Source organism: Bacteroides sp. M10 (genome assembly GCF_014334015.1).
Lineage (GTDB): Bacteria > Bacteroidota > Bacteroidia > Bacteroidales > Bacteroidaceae > Bacteroides > Bacteroides intestinigallinarum.
The window spans coordinates 4,861,493-4,880,352 of record NZ_CP060488.1 but is presented as its reverse complement, the minus strand read 5'-3'; the positions used below and the strand labels follow the sequence as shown (position 1 = coordinate 4,880,352).

General features: G+C 41.3%; 11 protein-coding genes. All 11 read right to left on the bottom strand.

What is annotated here, in order from left to right; genetic code table 11:
• Nucleotides 1–583: 583 nt before the first annotated feature.
• On the bottom strand, nucleotides 584–2,746 hold the full coding sequence (locus H8796_RS17765) for a hypothetical protein (RefSeq protein ID WP_117933853.1): 2,163 nt from the start codon (nucleotides 2,744–2,746) through the stop codon (nucleotides 584–586).
• A gap of 17 nt (nucleotides 2,747–2,763) precedes the next feature.
• On the bottom strand, nucleotides 2,764–3,657 hold the full coding sequence (locus H8796_RS17760) for an endonuclease/exonuclease/phosphatase family protein (RefSeq protein WP_117933693.1): 894 nt from the start codon (nucleotides 3,655–3,657) through the stop codon (nucleotides 2,764–2,766).
• 28 nt (nucleotides 3,658–3,685) lie between these two features.
• Nucleotides 3,686–5,431 (bottom strand): RagB/SusD family nutrient uptake outer membrane protein, encoded by a 1,746-nt coding sequence (locus H8796_RS17755; RefSeq protein ID WP_117933691.1) that lies wholly within the window; start codon nucleotides 5,429–5,431, stop codon nucleotides 3,686–3,688.
• A gap of 27 nt (nucleotides 5,432–5,458) precedes the next feature.
• Nucleotides 5,459–8,959: a TonB-dependent receptor gene (locus tag H8796_RS17750; RefSeq protein WP_117933689.1), complete on the bottom strand. Its 3,501-nt coding sequence runs from the start codon at nucleotides 8,957–8,959 to the stop codon at nucleotides 5,459–5,461.
• Between the two features lie 201 nt (nucleotides 8,960–9,160).
• Complete coding sequence (locus H8796_RS17745) at nucleotides 9,161–10,168, bottom strand: FecR family protein (RefSeq protein ID WP_117933687.1); 1,008 nt, start codon at nucleotides 10,166–10,168, stop codon at nucleotides 9,161–9,163.
• A gap of 7 nt (nucleotides 10,169–10,175) precedes the next feature.
• Entirely contained in the window at nucleotides 10,176–10,796 is a 621-nt protein-coding gene (locus H8796_RS17740; RefSeq protein WP_117933685.1) for an RNA polymerase sigma factor, read from the bottom strand.
• A gap of 196 nt (nucleotides 10,797–10,992) precedes the next feature.
• Nucleotides 10,993–13,197: an alpha-L-rhamnosidase C-terminal domain-containing protein gene (locus tag H8796_RS17735; protein WP_187343844.1), complete on the bottom strand. Its 2,205-nt coding sequence runs from the start codon at nucleotides 13,195–13,197 to the stop codon at nucleotides 10,993–10,995.
• A 29-nt stretch (nucleotides 13,198–13,226) separates the two neighbouring features.
• Nucleotides 13,227–15,086: a right-handed parallel beta-helix repeat-containing protein gene (locus H8796_RS17730; protein WP_117933683.1), complete on the bottom strand. Its 1,860-nt coding sequence runs from the start codon at nucleotides 15,084–15,086 to the stop codon at nucleotides 13,227–13,229.
• A gap of 28 nt (nucleotides 15,087–15,114) precedes the next feature.
• On the bottom strand, nucleotides 15,115–17,211 hold the full coding sequence (locus H8796_RS17725) for a glycoside hydrolase family 127 protein (protein WP_117933681.1): 2,097 nt from the start codon (nucleotides 17,209–17,211) through the stop codon (nucleotides 15,115–15,117).
• 128 nt (nucleotides 17,212–17,339) lie between these two features.
• The gene (locus H8796_RS17720) at nucleotides 17,340–18,089 is read right to left on the bottom strand and encodes a DUF5131 family protein (protein WP_117933679.1); all 750 of its coding nucleotides are present in this window, start codon (nucleotides 18,087–18,089) and stop codon (nucleotides 17,340–17,342) included.
• 152 nt (nucleotides 18,090–18,241) lie between these two features.
• Entirely contained in the window at nucleotides 18,242–18,640 is a 399-nt protein-coding gene (locus tag H8796_RS17715; protein WP_074558326.1) for a hypothetical protein, read from the bottom strand.
• Between the last annotated feature and the right edge of the window lie 220 nt (nucleotides 18,641–18,860).

Below are 18,860 nucleotides of genomic sequence, written 5' to 3'. Positions count from 1 at the left end.
GAATTATCATGATTACAATGTAAAGATAGAGGAATCTTTTTATTCCTACGAATAATTGTGAAATAAAATCTATAAATTGGTTGTTTTTGAAACTTTATCCTTTAATCAATATTCCAATGACACTATCACTTTTACTTTGTGGTCTTTTTATTCCCCTAATTTTAAAAAGCTATTGACTTTGCTCTTTTAATTTTGTATATTTGCAATAACCAATTAGCTAACAACAAAAATGATACATACAAAAATAAGGACATAAAGAGAATATTCAGACATGTAAATATGTGTCGGAAAGAATAGAAACGGGGTGGAATCTGCAAAGATTTCACCCCGTTTTGTTTAATATATTCGGTATCATTTACCGAATCGCCGTGAATGCCGTTTATTATAAATATATGAGACGTTTATAATAAACTGTTTTACTTTTTATTATAAACGTCTCATGAGTTTATTAGCGTCTTGTATAAGAAAAAGAAAATAGTGCAAAGATAGAAATAGTATTGATGAGATAGACACAAATATATCTATACATTTAAAACAATAAACGACCTTTACAACTTCATTTGTTTTTCATTTATTACTTTGTTTATTTACTCCATTTAAATACTGGATAACCATTACTACCTTCTTTCCAAAGAGAAGAATCCCAGTTTATGACGGTACCTTTCAGTTCGTTAGCAGACTTAGCGACTCCCTGGAAAGAACTACCAGATGGTGATGTCTCATCCGAAACAGTAAATGTAGTCTCTCCTGCTTTCAGAATTATACCCTCATGAGCATAACAGTTCTCATAAGTAGTATTGGCAGTACCTCCTACTATACGTCCCACCTTTGTTTTATCAGTGCTAGTCAATGTACTATTCCAAGCAATACAATTCTTAACGACGAGCTTGCCATTATCGACTTTGCCTATTATACCTCCGACATTTCCTCCACCTATAGCACTGATATCGCCACTAGTATAACAGTTTTCAATACTGCTTCCATTAGCATTACCATTCACCCTTCCGATGATTCCACCGGCCTTGCCTGTATTATTGGTAATCTGATCAATAACGGTAGCACTGGAATAACAATTCTTGATATATCCCGAACCACCTAATACACCACCAATTCCACCTGCTGCACCCGACCCTTTCAGTACTCCGGAAGTATAGCAGTTTGTAACCTTTCCTGTGTAGTTTTCCGCACCGGCAGCTAATCCAACATAACCGGCAATAATGCCAATACCAGTATCGGGAGAAAAAACATTTGCATCTACAAATCCTACATTTCTACATTCTCCGCACAATACCCCGAAAAAACTTCTATATGTACCCGATTCACAAGTCAGATTTTTAATCACGTGGTTGCGTCCGTCAAAATTAATCCATTTGTGATAACCATTTGCGTCATTCAAAGGTTGCCAACTGATTCCCTGCATATCAATATCTGCGCTTAATACAAAATAGATAGTTTGTTTTTCTATAAGAGCTTTACTCATATTCTGAATATGAGTAGCATTAGCAATCACATAAGGGTTGTTTTGAGTTCCGTCTCCATTAGCAAAATCTCCTTCAGGTTCGTTATCATGCCCACCATAATTTGCATAATCTTCTCTATCAAACTGCCATTCCAAAATTGGGAATCCCATATCTATATTTCCTACATTATACCATGGAGTTCCCCAATTAGCAATGCTATTCTGTAAATTCTGCGTGTTCTCACCTACTCCATTATATTGCCCGGTCGAAATACTACCGGCATTATCTTCCGGAGTAAATCCGGAGCAAATCATATCTTCCCATGCATAACATTCAGATGCAACAGGGGCTGCTTGATGTCCGCTTTCACCTTGCGATAGCATGCCACTAATACGTCCCGATCTGGCAGCAGGCCCGGTTATTTTCCAGTTCCAAGCCACACAAGCAGTTATTTTAGCTCCTTCGGAAGGGAGAGCGGCAATGCCTCCCACAGAATTGGCCCCTATCAATACTCCCGTAGAATAGCAGTATGACACTTCACTATTTTCATACATAGAACCGACAATTCCTCCACACTCATCTCCCGTTGATATTACTTCTGCAGTGGAATAACAGTTTTTGATGTAACAAATCTGTCCTCCATACGGTCTTCCCATACGTGAAGCTATTCCACCGGCATATTTTCCCTTCACGCTTCCAGAGACATAGCAGTTTTCCACCTGTCCTGTCTTCTCTACAGCATTCGGAGCTTTCACACCGATGTAACCACCGATGACCCCTGCCCCACTGTTGACAGCAGATTCTATATGTGCATTATAAAAACCTACATTTTTACACACTCCGGCTAAAATACCGAAGAAACTAGCATAGCTCTTATCCGTACAAGTAAAATTTTTTACAATATGATTATTCCCATCAAAATGAATATAGAGATCGCCATCAGGGTTCAACGGGTCCCAATTAGATACAGACTTCATATCGATGTCAGCTCCCAACTGGAAATAAATCATCTTTCCTTTCACTAACACTTCACTCATATTCTGAATCTGCATCACATCCATAATGAGATAAGGTTTATTCACCGTGCCATACCCTTTTTCGAAAAGACCTCCTGCTCCATCGCCCTCATCTCCGTCATCTATGTCTGTGTTCCTATCCGGCGGAATACGGCTATATGAATCCATCGGATTAAAATCAGAACACGAGAAAGACACAATAGCCATCAATAAAATGGTCCAGCATCTCATTACCGAGATCACACTTATATAATAAAAATTGTTTTTCATAATCGTCATTTTTTGTTTTAGATTTCCACAACAATCACCAAAGGATAATGATCGGATAAAGAACTCACAATAGTGCGGGTAGAAAGAACTGTAGCATGTTTCACAAAAATAAAGTCGATTCTAGTTTTTTTGGAAGGGAATGTAAAGAGAGCTCCATGTTGAACAGCTGCTTCCCGATACGAATCCTTCAGTATGCCGCTTTGACAAATCGTAGTGGCTATTTCAGGAGCATCTGGAGTAGCATTAAAGTCACCGGTGCAAAATGCAGGGGTATTGTCCTTTATCTTATCGGAAACTGCATCTACCAGCATTTGGCACGCATTTTTTCTGGCATTATCGGCCAAAGGCATATGTGTTTCGAAAAGGAAGAACTCCTTTTGGGTTTTATTATCCTTAAATTTACCCCATACACAGAAACGTTTGAAGTTGGTCTCATCCCATCCGCTGGAAGGAATCTCCGGAGTTTCGGAAAACCAGAAACGGCCTTTATCTACTAATGTGTAACGGCCTTTTTTATATAAGATACCACTCATCTCTCCTGCTTTATTATCATCATTTCCGGTGTCGCGTCCATAAGCTAGAATTTCATAATCATTTGAAAGCTGCGTTCCTAAATAAGAACGTTGTTCCCAGCTTGCTTCCTCAAATCCACAGATATCAAAGTCATAGTCTTTGATTAATTGTGCCACGCGTTCACGACGGTTAGTCCATCCTGCACCGGTTTCTACCAGTAAATTGTAAGTTGCCACTCGCATGGAAGTTTCTGTCATAGGATCTTCATCTTCCTCATCATCCCCTGTATCCCATGTAAAATCGGGATAGAACAATGAATTGTCTTTATTATTTTCACAACTGCTGGCAAAAGCAGAGAATATGAAGGAAATCAGTGTATATATTATTATCTTTTTCATAATTTATAATTTATCTTTTTCATACTTTTTATTCATTCCATCCCGGATTCTGGGTTACGACACCGTCAGATAGTGTTATTTCCTGTCTTGGTACCGGATACAGATAATCTCGGTTTTCATTCCAAGTACGGTCTATCCAACTATAACACAGCAAATTACCATAATTACCTTCTGACAATGAGGTGCCGCTTCCATCAGATGCTAGTTTCACATACGTCACGCTTCCTACATTGGGTTGTGAAGATGTTGTATAGAAACAGACATCATTTGTTCCGTCCCCGTCGATATCATACGCTTTGTTGATAGCTGTGGCAGGAATATAAAATCCTTGAAAAGATTGGGCAATGCATTGTCCCTCTTTCCAGCGCATCAGGTCATAATAGCGGAAACCTTCCATAACCAGTTCTATACCACGTTCTCGTCGAATTTCCAGAATCACTCCCTTATTATCTCCTGTGACATTCACGTAACCAGTCTTTGGATCACACATGTAAGGGTCCGGATCTAGGTTTGCTGCGTTCATATTCAGTTTCCCTATTACTCCTGCACGTGTTCGCAGTCTGTTTACTGTATTGTCAATATCAGTTTGTGTCAACGTGCCTAATTCAGCCTTTGCTTCAGCATAGTTCAGATAAACTTCTGCCAACCTGAATAGAGGAAGATCATTACTTGAATCCCCCGTATAACTCATATTGTCATTAGCATATTTCAATAGGTGGTATCCGGTCATGGTGACATTCATATTTATATTGGAAGTACGAATTGTCTGAGCCAAACGCGGATCGCGATTCACGATTTCATCCTTGAATTCCATTATTGCATAGTTGGATTGGTCGGTGAAACGGGCTCCGTTCTTCATTAGATAATAGTTTACTAACTTTTTAGAGAGTCCGGGACGTCCTAAGGTCGGCGAATTTTCAAATGCTTGCACCTTGTGAACCAGGTTCAAATCATTATTATAATCCCTTGCCAATATGATTTCCGCATCAATCGCATTCTCCGATTTAAATAAATTACGGTAGGATTGAGAACCGGACTGATATAAGGAATATCCTCCCGATGCAGTCATGACTTCGTTAGATGCAGTCACACAATCATTCAGATATTTCTCATAATCTCCCAATCCATGATATTTACGATATGTTCCTTCGAATAGCCCTACACGTGATTTCAATGCTTGGGCAGTCCACCAGGTAATACGATAAAGCTCTTTGGTCCGGTTGGTTTCTTTAAAAACCTCTATGGCAAAATTAAGATCTTCCATAATCTTTCCCATCACGAATTCACGTGAATCTCTGGCTTTATACAAATCAGCATCATCCGATCCTAACACTTTATCATACCAAGGTACATCTCCGAAACGTTTTACCTTTTCGAAATAGAAATAAGCACGAAAGAACCGTGCCACTGCCTCATATTTATTGCGTACTTTCTGGTCTTTACAGTTTTCCAGATTCTCCAATAAAAAGTTGATCGAACGCAGCGCACTCCAATTCCATCCTCCACCTGTTTCCGGAATGACACGCTGCCCACTTACTTCATCGCTCAAAGGAGATACGATCAGCATATCGGCATCGTCCCTGTAAATATCACCGTCGCCCGGGAAGTTGTTTGAATAGAACTGATTACTGTACAACTGTAATTGTTCTTCATTCGTAAAATAATCCTTAGTCGTTAAACGATCTTTCGGATTTATATCCAGTATGCTTTCACAAGAAGCAAATAACAACGACAAACCAACAGTCGCCCACAATGTATATTTCATGATTTTCATACTATATCTTCTTTATATTCGTTATTGTCAAAACGTTATATCTACACCAAAAGAGTATGTTTTTGCCCAGGGATAAATGTTCGCATCACTTTTACTTGTTTTCCAGCTATTGCTTGCTGATGCCTGTTCCGGGTCAATATAATCGGAATGTAGCTTAGTGAATGTCAGCAAGTTTTCACCGCTAAAGTAAACACGTATCTTCTCGAAACCGATCTTTGAAAGCCATTTATCCGGCAATGTGTAGCCTATAGAAAGGTTCTTCAACCGACAGTAAGCCAGATTCTGCAAGTACTTCGTATTAACCACTGCTAACTCACGATTACTACCAAGTGCCACATATCCTCTGGGACGTGGAAAATAAGCATTCGAATTTTCTTCACTCCATACCTGACTCATGAAATCAGACGGAATAAAACTGGCATAAGGCCGGGAATAAGGTCCCCAGAACATGGAAGTTTCAGCACCGGGATACCAGTTTTGTTTACCGATACCTTGAAAAAGAACAGAGAAATCAATGCCATACCAATCTGCAGAAATTCCTAAGTTATAATTATAACGCGGCAATGAGTTGCCGATCACTTTCATATCCTTCCGGTCATTAGCCGATGTTGTCTGCTCTATCTTATTATTACCGTCTAAATCAACGAACTTAAGATCACCCGCATGGAGACCGTTATCTAGTGCACTCGCATTAATCATCTGGTTAACGAACGATTGGTCCACTTTATAATTCCTTGCTTCTTCATCCGTTTTAAAATATCCATCTACTACGTATCCCCATATTTCGCCTAACTGCTGTCCTTCGTAAGGATCAGTCAGCGTCCGGTTGGGATTATCATATTTCGTTACTTTGGAGGTATTATCTCCGATACCAGCCATTATCCGGTAGTTGAAAGGCTTGCTTGCCAAGGTAAAACTATCTCCCCAAGTAATAGATGCTTCCCACCCTTTCGTACGCAAGTCTGCCACATTCATTCTGGGAGAAGAGGCACCATATACGCCAGGCAAAGTCTTTCCTGCCATCAACATATCTTTGGTATCACGAATATATGCATCAAAAGATACATTCAAGCGATTATTAAGAAAGCCCAAGTCCAAACCTATATTTTTTGTGATTACAGTTTCCCAGGTCAAATCGGTAGAGTTCGGAGCTGACTCATAGGCATAATCACCTTTTGTAGTATCTCCGAAAGCATAGTTCAATACCGCTCCGGTATTAATCAGTTGCAGATAGTCATAATAGCCTACTGTTTTCTGATTTCCCAATGATCCGTAAGACAGTCTTAGTTTCAGATTGCTTACATAATTTTTGGCTTGTGTAAAGAAGGCCTCTTCACTGACACGCCATCCGGCAGAGAATGACGGGAAGAAACCGAAACGATGTCCTCGACGAAAACGGGAACTACCGTCATAACGTCCGCTGGCTTCAAATAGATAGCGGTCTTTATATCCATAATTCAAACGATAGAAAAAACCAAGAATCGCATATTCCTCTTGTCCTCCGGTTATGGATATATCATCACCTTTTGCCAGGTTAAAATCATCGAGAGATTCAGAGAGTAACCCGTTACGTTTCATTCCCAATTTCTTGAAATACTTATAATCATAGTTACCTCCCACAATGACCTTTACAGAATGTACATTTGCGAAGGTATTGTCATACGTTCCGTATAAGTTGAAAGTTTGGCGTATCTGGTTGTTTTGTATTTCCGACAAATAATTGCCTCTGGTACGTCCGTTATCCATTGTGATTGTTTCTCCCGGATTTCTGGAGTATAATACATCTACGGAACGATTCAAATTCTGCTGGTTGTAATGCGCCCAGCTATAATTTGCACGAACCTCAAAATGCTTGATGGGTTTCAATACGGCCTCGAACGTAGTAACAAACTCATATTCACGATCCCGGTTATGGTGGCCGCCATTCAATAATACGGCACTAACACCATCTGCCACTTCTCCTGTATCTGTCAGACCAGTTCTATAAACCAAGGTTCCATCCGGATGCATTGGTACAATGCTTGCCAAAGCGTGCCGCCCGGCTCTGTTGAAAATATCATTCACTCCCGATAGTCCCGGATAGGTATATTCAGAATGGTAATAGGAAGTATTGTTACTTAATTCAAACCAGGAAGTGATATTGGCAATGATTTTCGAACGGAACGTATATTTCTTAAAGCGGTCAGGATCTATTCTGATAATTCCTTTCTGATTGTAGTAGTTACCTGATAGCATGTACTTCACCTTTTCAGTTCCTCCTGAAACTGTTAAGTTATGCTCCCAAGTAGGACGGGTATTATCAAACAAACAATTATACCAGTCGAAGTTACCGTAATATTTATATTCTCCATTCTTTTCTACTACCCATGGACGGGAAGGATCTTCCACCTTGTCATTGCGACGAATCCACAATTCGTGATAATCCTCCTGGGTATAATGTGTATAAGGAACCCCTTGATATGTCTTATAGAACATATCATTGATACCGGCCGAGTAATAACCACGCGTCTCAAAATCCGTAGAAGTCGTCGTTTCCCCAAAACTAAAACGTCCGTTGTAGCTGACATTGGTCTTGCCTACCTTTCCATTCTTTGTTGTAACCAAAATAACCCCATAAGCAGCACGGGCACCATATACGGCAGCAGCCGAAGCATCCTTCAAAACACTGATGGATTCTACATCATTGGGATTTACCTTATTTATATCTCCCTCAATTCCATCAATGATAGTCAGTGGTGCCGCATCCGCACTAATTGAGTTGACACCACGAATATTGAAACTTCCCCCTTGTCCGGGACGTCCCGAACTAAAGTTTACGTTCATATTCGGTACAGAACCTTGCAGAAGCTGTGATAAGTTGGCAGCAGAACGAGTCGTTAATTCGTCACCCGAAACGATAGCAACGGCACCAGTCAGGTTTACTTTTTTTTGTGTACCATATCCCACTACTACCACTTCTTCCAGTGTCTTACTATCTTCGCGGAGAACTACTTGGGACAGATTTCTGCTGGTAGCAACATAATTGACCGTAATATATCCGATGTATGAGACTGTAATCGTACTGCTTTCGGGAACATTAGCCAAAGTATAACGTCCGTCTACATTCGTTATTGTACCCAAAGAGCTGCCTTTCACCATCACACTGGCGCCAATAATCGGCTCTCCTTTCTCATCGACTACCCGGCCGGATATATTTCTTTTGTTCGCATTACTGGCCTGTTGTTCAGAATCCGTAACTTTCTCCTTCAAATAAATTTTTGTTTTTCCGATCTCATAGTTTACGTTAGTACCGAGAAACAAATCATTCAGAACTTTGGATAGTTCCTGATTCTTTACTTCTACCGTTACTATTCGATCCGGATTGACGATCGTACGGCTATAAGCTACCGTAAGACCAGTTTGCTGTGTAATAGCAGAGAATACTTTCTCCAGCTTTACTTGTTTAAGATTCATTGTCACCTTTTGGGCAGAAGCGGACACGCTTATGATTATCCCCAGCAACAATACGAGCAGAACTTTGTGTTTCATACTACTTGCTTTGATTAAAGTTAAACTTAGATTTAAAATCTCATTTATGTTTAGTAGACACACAAGTCAAAAAAGCGGGTGAGAGAAAAAAGAGTTTTTTTGCATAAGCCTAATTTATTTCATAACATTCTTATTCTAAAACAGTAAAGGCTGCGTATATACACAGCCTGTTCTCATTCTATTATCCTATCCAGTATATTCTTACTTCTTTCCGTCCTGTTTCATTCGGACTGTCACTTCTTTCCGAACTTCATCATATTCAAATCTTACCGGCGCTATCTTTTCCAAATCCTGAAGCACTTTTTCCAGTATTGTATTATCCGAGGTTAAAGTATATACATATTTCGATGCCTGCTCATCCTCTATCTTAAAGTTTACATTGTACCATCGGTTCAATACCTTGATTACTTCTGTCATAGGAGTATCTTTAAAAGAAATCACATTGTCCTTCCACATCGAGACTTGCTTTGAATAATTGTTCTTGATGATTTGACATCGGTCACTTTCTTTATTATAGATCAGCTTTTCGCCTGGTAGTAACGGATATTCTTTTGCAGAGGAGAGAGTCAGGTTTACATGGCCTTCATCCAGACAGATCACAATATCTTTGTTTTCGGGGTAAGCTTGCACGTCGAAAGAAGTTCCCAAAACATGAACCGAAGGTCCGTTCAGATTAACAATAAACGGACGTTTTTTATTCTTGGCTACCACGAAATAGGCTTCTCCCACCAGAAAAACTTCCCGTTTACTCAATCCGAACTTTTTAGGATACTTCAACCAGGAATCCGAATTGATATAAACTCGTGTCCCGTCTTGAAACATCATCTGTATCCGCTCCCCTTTGGCAACACGAATTTCCTCATATTCCGTAGTACCGAATAAATCCACCCGGGAATTGATCTGTAAATAAAGACCTATCAGGAAAATAACGGGAATCAAGATTGCAGCCACACGGAAGCAGATACGTTTGATTTGTTTACGTGATATGTTCTTTTGGATCTGATAGTACATCTTTTCTGAAGGTATAATATGGTCCACATATATTTCTGCCGTTTCGGCATTTAAACATTCCGCCTCCCGGGTCATCACAGCATCCAGATAAGTGTTCCCTTCTTCTGTGGCAAACCATTCCGCCACAAATTTTGCATCCTCCGGCGTAGCAACTCCGGCAAGCACTTCTTCTATTTGTTTATCAGTGGGTCGATTCATTCTCTTTTTATCTTAAATAGTGGACACTCAAATATGTCATTAGTGTGACAAAAGTAACAATTATTAGCATTTTACTTAAATGAATACGTAGCATTTTCAATGCTTCCGTATAATGCGTTTTGACTGTATTAACAGACAGATTCATCCGTTCGGCTATTTCCTGATTCGTTAGTTCCTCTTTCACTTTCATCAAACAAATACTGCGTTTCTGTGGCGGAAGCATATCTACCGCTTTATAAAAAGAGGCCATCAATTCTTTCTTCTCCAGATTTTCTATCAGATTATCTTCGTAGACAGGCGCCGATTGTGCTATCTCATAGTTCTTACTGATTGCACTATTCTCATTACGAATCAGATTTAAGACATGATTTTTCGTCATAGTGAACAGATAGTTTTTAAGGCTGATTCCTACATGTAGTTCCGACCTAAATTCCCATAAACGGGCAAAGACATGTTGCACTACATCTTCTGCCATGTCTGCATTCATTAAATAACGGTAAGCTAATACATATAGCAGCTTATGATATCTGCCATAAGCCTGTGTAAAAGCTCCTTTATCTCCTTTTTCTATGAAGGAAAAGAGCTTCTCGTCATCTGTATTAGTATATTGAGCTGATTTATCTAACATTCCTTGGATTTTGTTTAATTGTTTTTCCAAAAGAACAAAAGGCGTATTACAATTATGTGTCTTTCACAAAACAAAAGTAGTAAAATTTAGAAAAGGTAATGCATATTCCTAATAAAAAAAGTCCCTGATTAACAATCCTCACTATAAAAGAGGATCCGTTAATCAAGGACTACTCCACTAACTAATTAACAATGAATTATAAATGATAGGTAACAATTCTTTCTTCGGGTGAATCAATCCAGAGACGCCACACTCCTTCCGATACTTTCTCCGGTATTCCGATATTTGCTTTGGGTGGACGCCGACTATTGATTGTCAAATAGCCTTCCCCTTCTGTAGCTTTCACTTTCATCGTTTTGCCATTCATATAAACATGGATATCGCCATTCGGAGTGGGTACAGTACCCTCCATCCATTTCAGTCCTCCCAATACAGGAGCAATAGCAAACTCCTTATATCCTTCTTTCACAGGTTTCACACCCAAATAATATTTGCCGAGCAGATAGATAGGACTTGCTCCCCAGGCATGACACAGACTCTTGCCATAAGGACGGCCGTACATGGCAAGATGTTGCGTTCCAGTTTCTTCAGGGTTGTATTTTTCCCAGAAAGAGGTAGCACCCTCCTTCAACATGCCGCCCCAGTAAGCTTTCATTTCCTTCATAACAGCCTCCTGTTCACCCAGAGCACAAAGAGCTTCCAATTCATAAAAACGCATATAAGGCGTTGTGATTTTCAGAATGCTGTCATTCAGAAGAACAGAGTTCTTGATAGCTTGCTGCTTATCTGCGTTCAGATACTGGAAGAATACAGAAAACATATTGGCATAACGCGTCACAGCATCACTTTGCCGACCATTCACACGATTATGCACAAATGCCTGTTTCTGATTGTTCCAGAAAGTAGGTTCTAACTTTGCTTTCAGAGCAGCGGCCAGCCTCTCATACTTCTGCTTCCCAATCTCATCCCCAACTAAATCAGCACACAAAGCCATTGTTTCCAGACTTCTGCAAAATAAAACTTGCTCAAAAGAAAGTTCCCCTTTTTTATCCAGATAGCCGTCCGCCCAGTCCACAAATACCCAGTCACCGGTCATACCTTCCACCATACCATTCTTATTTGTACGTCCCAATACATAATCCATCATCGTTTGCATACGTGGATACAGTTGGTTGACAAAGTGGCGGTCGCCACTATACATATAATAATCATATACGCTAAGGAACCAATAGAAAGTATAGTCCATAATCGTATTGCTATGGCTGGTCACAGGATCTTTGCCACGAAGCAGCCAGATTGTACGTTTCACGGATTCACTATCGAAGAAAAGATAATAATTCATCAGATAACTTTGGATAGCATCCCCACTCCATACCCAGCGGTCGCGTTTGATACCGTCAATAAAGAACTCGCGGGTAGTGAGATGCATGGTATAGGCCCCCACTTCCCAGATACGGTTCAATTCTTCATCATTGCAACGGAAACTTCCACGATACTCTTCAGGAAGATATTCATATTGCATGGATACTTCTCCTATTTGTACACCCGGTTCGTGGGTAACGTAGACATATCGAAAAGCTTTACTGTTCTCCAACGTATATTCGTTATCAGAACTATTTAAGGGAGAAGTGCTACGGATGGCGAGGTCAGTCACTTGTCCCGGTTCTAACAACAGTTTGTCCAAAGTTTCACAATATGCTTTATCCTTTGCTTCTTCCGGACTTTCGCCATAATAAATCTCTATTTTTCCTTTTCCGGAAAGATTCTTCAATGTGATGAATCCGAACGTCTCTTTTCCAAAATCATAAAGAATACCTCCTTCAGCCTGTTCTGTCTTCGCAATAGGTTGCTGTGGTTCACGCATCAGACTGAATTGGGAAGGAAGCTGGGTAGCCCCGTCAAAGTTCCAACATCCGGCATCCATATAGATCGTAGCAGATGTGTCACTGGCTTTTCCGCTCTCATCAATCCATTCTTTATCTTCGTAAGTCACTCGCCAGGAGGAATCAGAATTCACCGTCTTCCCTTTCACATAAATGGTGGGAGGAGTAGCCTGATTCCAGACTTTGATGTTCAGGTTATGCTTACCGGCAGGAAGAGTCATCGTCTCCGGCATACCGAATTGAAGCTTTCCATCCAGCTTGACATTATACTTTCCTTCTGCAGCAATAAAAATCTCTTCCGGCTCGGAAAGATTCAGTTGCTTGCTGAATTCAACAACTACATAATGACTGTCCGTTTTCCAGAAAGGAGGGAAAAATGCACCCCGTTCCGTACGACGGTTGTTCATTTGATTTCCCAGCCAGATTTCATAATCTCCCGGATACCAAATCCAGGTCTGGGCAAATGTGCTACTTGCCAAAGACAAGGCACCAAGCAATATCATATATTTCTTTTTCATTATTCTTTCTATTATTAACCGACTAATCACTATCGGACATTCAGCAAATCCTTGTATTCTGTTTCCAATCCTGCACGTTCACGAATAGCATCATCCACTTTCGGACCGTTATTCTCCCATACATTTCCGGGGCCATTGGCATTTTGCAGATACTTCTCCCCTTCCGTCCAATTATCACGAACAGTAATAAAAGAAGAACCCTCATCTGTATAAAGGTAGAACCAATGATTAGGATCGTGCACATACCCCGGTTTATAGATACTATGCGCACAATTCTCCGTTACATAGCTTTTTGGCTGTGAACCAAGCGTGTAAATACCAGCTACATCATACATGTGTTTCGCATAATGATGAATCAGATTTGCATGAACTCTGTTATTACGCATACAATTCACAGTTTGTGTCCATCCCCAACCAAGACTGATGCCACTATAAGGAACTTCACTAATTTCATTATGCTCGATATTAATATCACTCACATACCCCGTAGCAATGGCGAGACATCCCCAGTCCTCATTACCTACTTCCGTGAAATAGCAATTATTGATTTGTTGGTGTGTACATACTTCCCGGCGGTCAGCAGGATCATAAGGCAAATGCGTTTCGTGAGCAGCCGGAGAAAAACTACCGGCCAGCAAACCATTTCCAGCAATATCGCGAAAGAGACAACCACGAACAATACCACCCTGCACCGCTTCTTCATAATCCAGTCCGGTAGAACCCAGATGTTCAAATCGGCAACGCTCAAAATCAATCTGCCTGGCAGCAGCTATCCGGACAGCAGCCGCAGGACGACCCAACCATCCTTGATTATCCAACGGATGATTCAGATAATCCCGTTGCATCTTTGGATCAATCCGGTACCCATCCGTCAGATACATACCTGCCTGAAGAGGCACATGTCCTTTCTCCGACGGACGCATCCACGTAGTATAAGAAAAAGTAATTTTCTCAAAACGAATATGACACACAGGACGATCCAAAGTACCTTCTACCTGTACTAACGTCTCAATGGCAGGTACCATCACTTCCGCCTCCTGCATCTTCTCTCCTTCCCGTGGATAATAATACACTCTACGGGCATCCATATCGTGATACCATTCGCCCGGTACATCCAATAGCTCACGAGCATTCGTTAGATAAAAAGCAGAATTATGTCCGTCTGTCGTCACCATTGGACGCGGCCAAGGATGTTCAAACTGAATCCGGCTTTCTGGCTGGTGAAAACGTACCGCCGCACTATCTCCCTGCACCTCAATAGACCGAATCCGAAGATTAGCCACACACCACATCTGATGGATCACCATCTCGGCATATTCAGCCTTCAATTTTCCCTTATTATCAATAAGTCTGCGTACCGCAACCGCAGGAACATAAAGAACTTCATTCTTTTCATCCATGCTGCAAATACGGTTCATCTTTTCGAAATCCTCTACATCACGGGCACGGACAGCCTTTTCTCCATTCACCCACAACTGACGAAAATCCAATGGACGCCCATTAAATGCCGGCACATCTGCCACCCAGAGCTTTCCTTGTTTCTTCCAATTCTTGATACGGACTCCTCCACTCAACACCACCTTTTCATCGGCTGCCGAACGGATCACCGTCGGTGATTCCTTTGTCCCACTATCTTCCGGACGAATAAAAACCGGCTCATACAGAGCATACGTTCCACCCTCCATATAAACAGTGATTCCTCCCTGTACACGATCATCTCCCGTCCTCCGCCACTCACGCGCCTGCCGTAAAGCAGCAGTCAGCGTTGCTTTGGGAGACTGGCGGGTTCCATCATTAAAGTCATTACCTTTGGGAGAAACCCATATCTCACCGGACCATAACCAATGACTGCACAAAATACATATAGCCGTTAAAAATAACTTTCTCATCCTCATTTCTTCATTTCTGTATCATGATTTATCTGGCAAGAGGCATCCATACGGTCATCTCTCCTTTTCCTCTATTTCCCCAGGCATAATAAGGGATCAAACGAATATCCACCGTCTTCTCTACCTGAACCACCGGACGATAAAGTACCCCTTCCCAAGAAGTTGCAGATGCCAGACGCGCTTTACCTTCGAGCGCTACAACCGGACTACCCTCAATCGTGATCTTCTTCGGAGTCAATTTTATATCAGCAGGGATCAATACATTATCAATCTTCTCTCCATTCGCTATGTCCATATTTTCCAGACAATAAACCAACGGTCCGCGCTTCACGACCACCTGGTTACGAATCTCCTCTGCCAACGGATGAGCTTCGAGCAAACGTACAGGCATATCCATCACTAACTCCACTACATTCCCCTTCTTCCATGCACGATTTACTTCCGCATACGAATTTGCCTTCGCATTGACTTGCAACGGCTGTCCATTCACCGTAAGCGTAGCCTTTTCGCACCATTCAGGAATACGTAAGAAGAGCGAGAAAGTACCTGCCTTACGAGGAACTTTATCCAACGTTACGCGTACATTTCCATCCCAAGGATAATCCGTTTCCTGCGTCAGAGCTACTTCTCCCTTCTCTTTCCAAGTCGTTGTCAATGTATTTGCCCCATACAGATTGCAATAAATCCCTTCCGGACTCAATGTATATGCATAGTTTTGTGCCTGACACAGCGTACGCAATGTGTTCGGAGGACAGCAAAAACAACTGATATATTCCGTCCGTTCCTTCGGCCAACGAAGCGTGTAAGGAAGATCGGCACTGATACGAAGCGGATTCGTGTAGAAATACTTCTTTCCATCCAGACTAATACCGCTCAATACACTGTTATAAAGACAAGTCTCCACAAGATCAGCATATTTCGCATCCCCTGTCACCTCCAGCATCCGCCAGTTGAACAGCATATTACCGATATTGGCACACGTTTCATTGTGAGCAGTGCTATTCGGCAACTGATAGGGACGTCCATAACTCTGATGCACTTTCTGAATACTATCCGGCTCATAACACGTTCCATCAGGCGATGTACCATCATAAAGAGCACCGCAAGCACCGGTCACATACATTTTCCGGGTCACGATATCATTCCAGATACTAGTCAGGTTCTTCATTAATTGCTGCTCACCGGTTTCTGCATATACATCCGCTACTCCGGCATACAGATAGTTGGCGCGTACGGCATGTCCCATCGCACGATATTGATCGCGGAAAGGAATACGGTCCTGATTATCGTCCGTACCGTTCTCCACCATACCACGGATATCAATCAGATTCTTTGAAAGTTCCAGATAACGGGGATTTCCGGTAGCCCGGTACATTTCAACTACCCCCATATAATGAGAGGGACAAATAGCATTGCGAGCCAGTTCGGCAGAAGCCGTTTCATAAAAATGACAGAGGAAATCCGTCGCTTTCACAGCAGCATCAAAAAGAGTAGTCTTTCCGGTGGCACGACGATGCACAATACCCGCCATCATCAAGTGTCCCAGATTATAAGTCTCAAAGTTCAGCCGATTCGCAAAAGCTCCTTTTTCATCCTCGTCACCTACTTTCGTTCCAATGACCGTTTGTTTATGCTGATCCTCCAATGCATGAGAGTCAATCCCTTTATTCAGTTCTTCGATAACAACAGGCGTATGTATATAACCGTCTGCACGTTGGGCTTTTACGACACAAGTAATAAAGTTATCCATTAACTTGTCCAACTCCGGATCTTTATTAACTGCATAGACAGAAGCCACACCTTCCATCCATTTATACATATCTCCGTCATGAAATGGAGGTCCCCAATGCTCTCCTTTGCATACCCCGGCAGCAATCTCAAAATTACGGAAACCGTGAGAGATCTCCGGCGCGTTCCAAGTGTTCCACATACTTTGCAGGGAAGTCCGGCTAAATACCTGAAAGCGATCTCCCCAGAATCCATCCGTCCAATGTACGGCACCGATTCCGGTATTCGCCATCTTCGCAAAACGGCTCTGACTCATATCCGTCAATCCATTGCTTTGCGCAAGTGCTCCCGTAACGGAGGCGGAAGCTAAAAGAAGTAACAGTTTTATCTGTTTCATTAATATGGATAATTTAAAATTTACACAATATCTTTATAAAAAGACGTGATTATCCGTATTTTGTACTCAATAAAACAAAAAAGCGAAGATTGCCAAGCAACCCTCGCTTTCAATAAAAAAGATCTGAACTAACCTTTTATTTCTTGTTTATCAGGCGTATAATTCAATCCAGCCTTCCTCGCCTGCGAATGTTGAAACTGTCGGGCAATCTTGTATTCATGTCCCTCTTTCAGCAAAAAACTTCCAGTCTGCTTGAACCAAAAGCCGACATTCGCATCTATACATTGCTGCCGGATATCCAGCACCCACTCGTAGTCACACATTCGGGCTTCCTTTCCCGACTCTCCTCCGGCAACCACCTGTTCCACCCAATCCCCTAACTCACCTCTAAAATCAATCCGGCTAAGAAGCGGCTCGCAGATAATAATTTTATGTTTAATAGGGTTTTCTCTATAAATAGGTAGGCGATAATCCACCCTATCCTGATTCTCCATTGTGCAGCAGATTGTAACGTTCTCATACCCATCACCCCAATCCGGAGGCAGACACTGTTGTAATCGATCGATTCGTTTGGTGATAAAAAGGAAATGCAAGTCCTGCCGTATCCGCATCATCTCCCATGCTTCGGCACGCCATTCGTCGGCATCTTCTATCAGAAAATCCGAAGTAAAACAGGTATATACCAGATTTCCCGAAGGTATCTTATACGTACCGTTCTTTTTCCGAAGCAAAGGTAAATCAAACTTCTCCGTCTTTGTCACCACCGAACTGTCTTTTCCATATTTACCATCCGTCCGGTACACATAACAATGGCGGCAGCCCTCACTCAATTTGTGACAGCCGTGCCAGAGATTCCACATTGAAGCCTTTTCACCCATCTTCTTTTTTCTTCAAAGATATATTTAATCTATGATATAACCATAAAAAGAGTGCACCTTATTCTTCAACAGAATAAAGGTGCACCAAAACACAAACAAAACAAACAATAGAGCGACCTTCACAGGCAGCCGATCCACGAGGGATCTTTATCTTAGTCAGCCCATCTTGACGATGGCAGCTTTCTTTTACCATATTTTTTTATCCAAGCATAAGATTTTCTTTTCCTTAGATAAAGTGAATCTCCACAATGTATCGACGCTTCCCAGTCGAAAATGGAGTGATTCCGGAACATCCGTTCCACCCAATACAGGAAATGATATGCGGACAAAGGTATCAACATAAACCACCATGATATCCACAGCGATACTCCTACTGCCGGCACCAATGTAGGCAAAAAGCATTCCGTGTATTGCCTTACATGAATCCGGTTTTCCATTTCCTCCCAAAATTCTAATTGCTTATAACGGGTAAAGTAGCACCCAAAAATCATAAAAGAATGTTTCTTTTTATCGAGAAGACATTTTGCTAATCGACTATTATATATAATCATTAATCCCTAATATTGTTTGTTAGTTACCTTCTGCAAAGGTCCGTATAATCACAAATACGGCAAATTATATTCATGTCTAAGAGAACAATATCTGTTTACAAACAAGACTAATAGCAAATATTATAAATAGCCTGTTTCAATATATGCAAAATTCAAACTCAAAAGCTACCACTTTTACGTTATTCGCACATTTAGGGCTACACAATTCCAATTATCACAA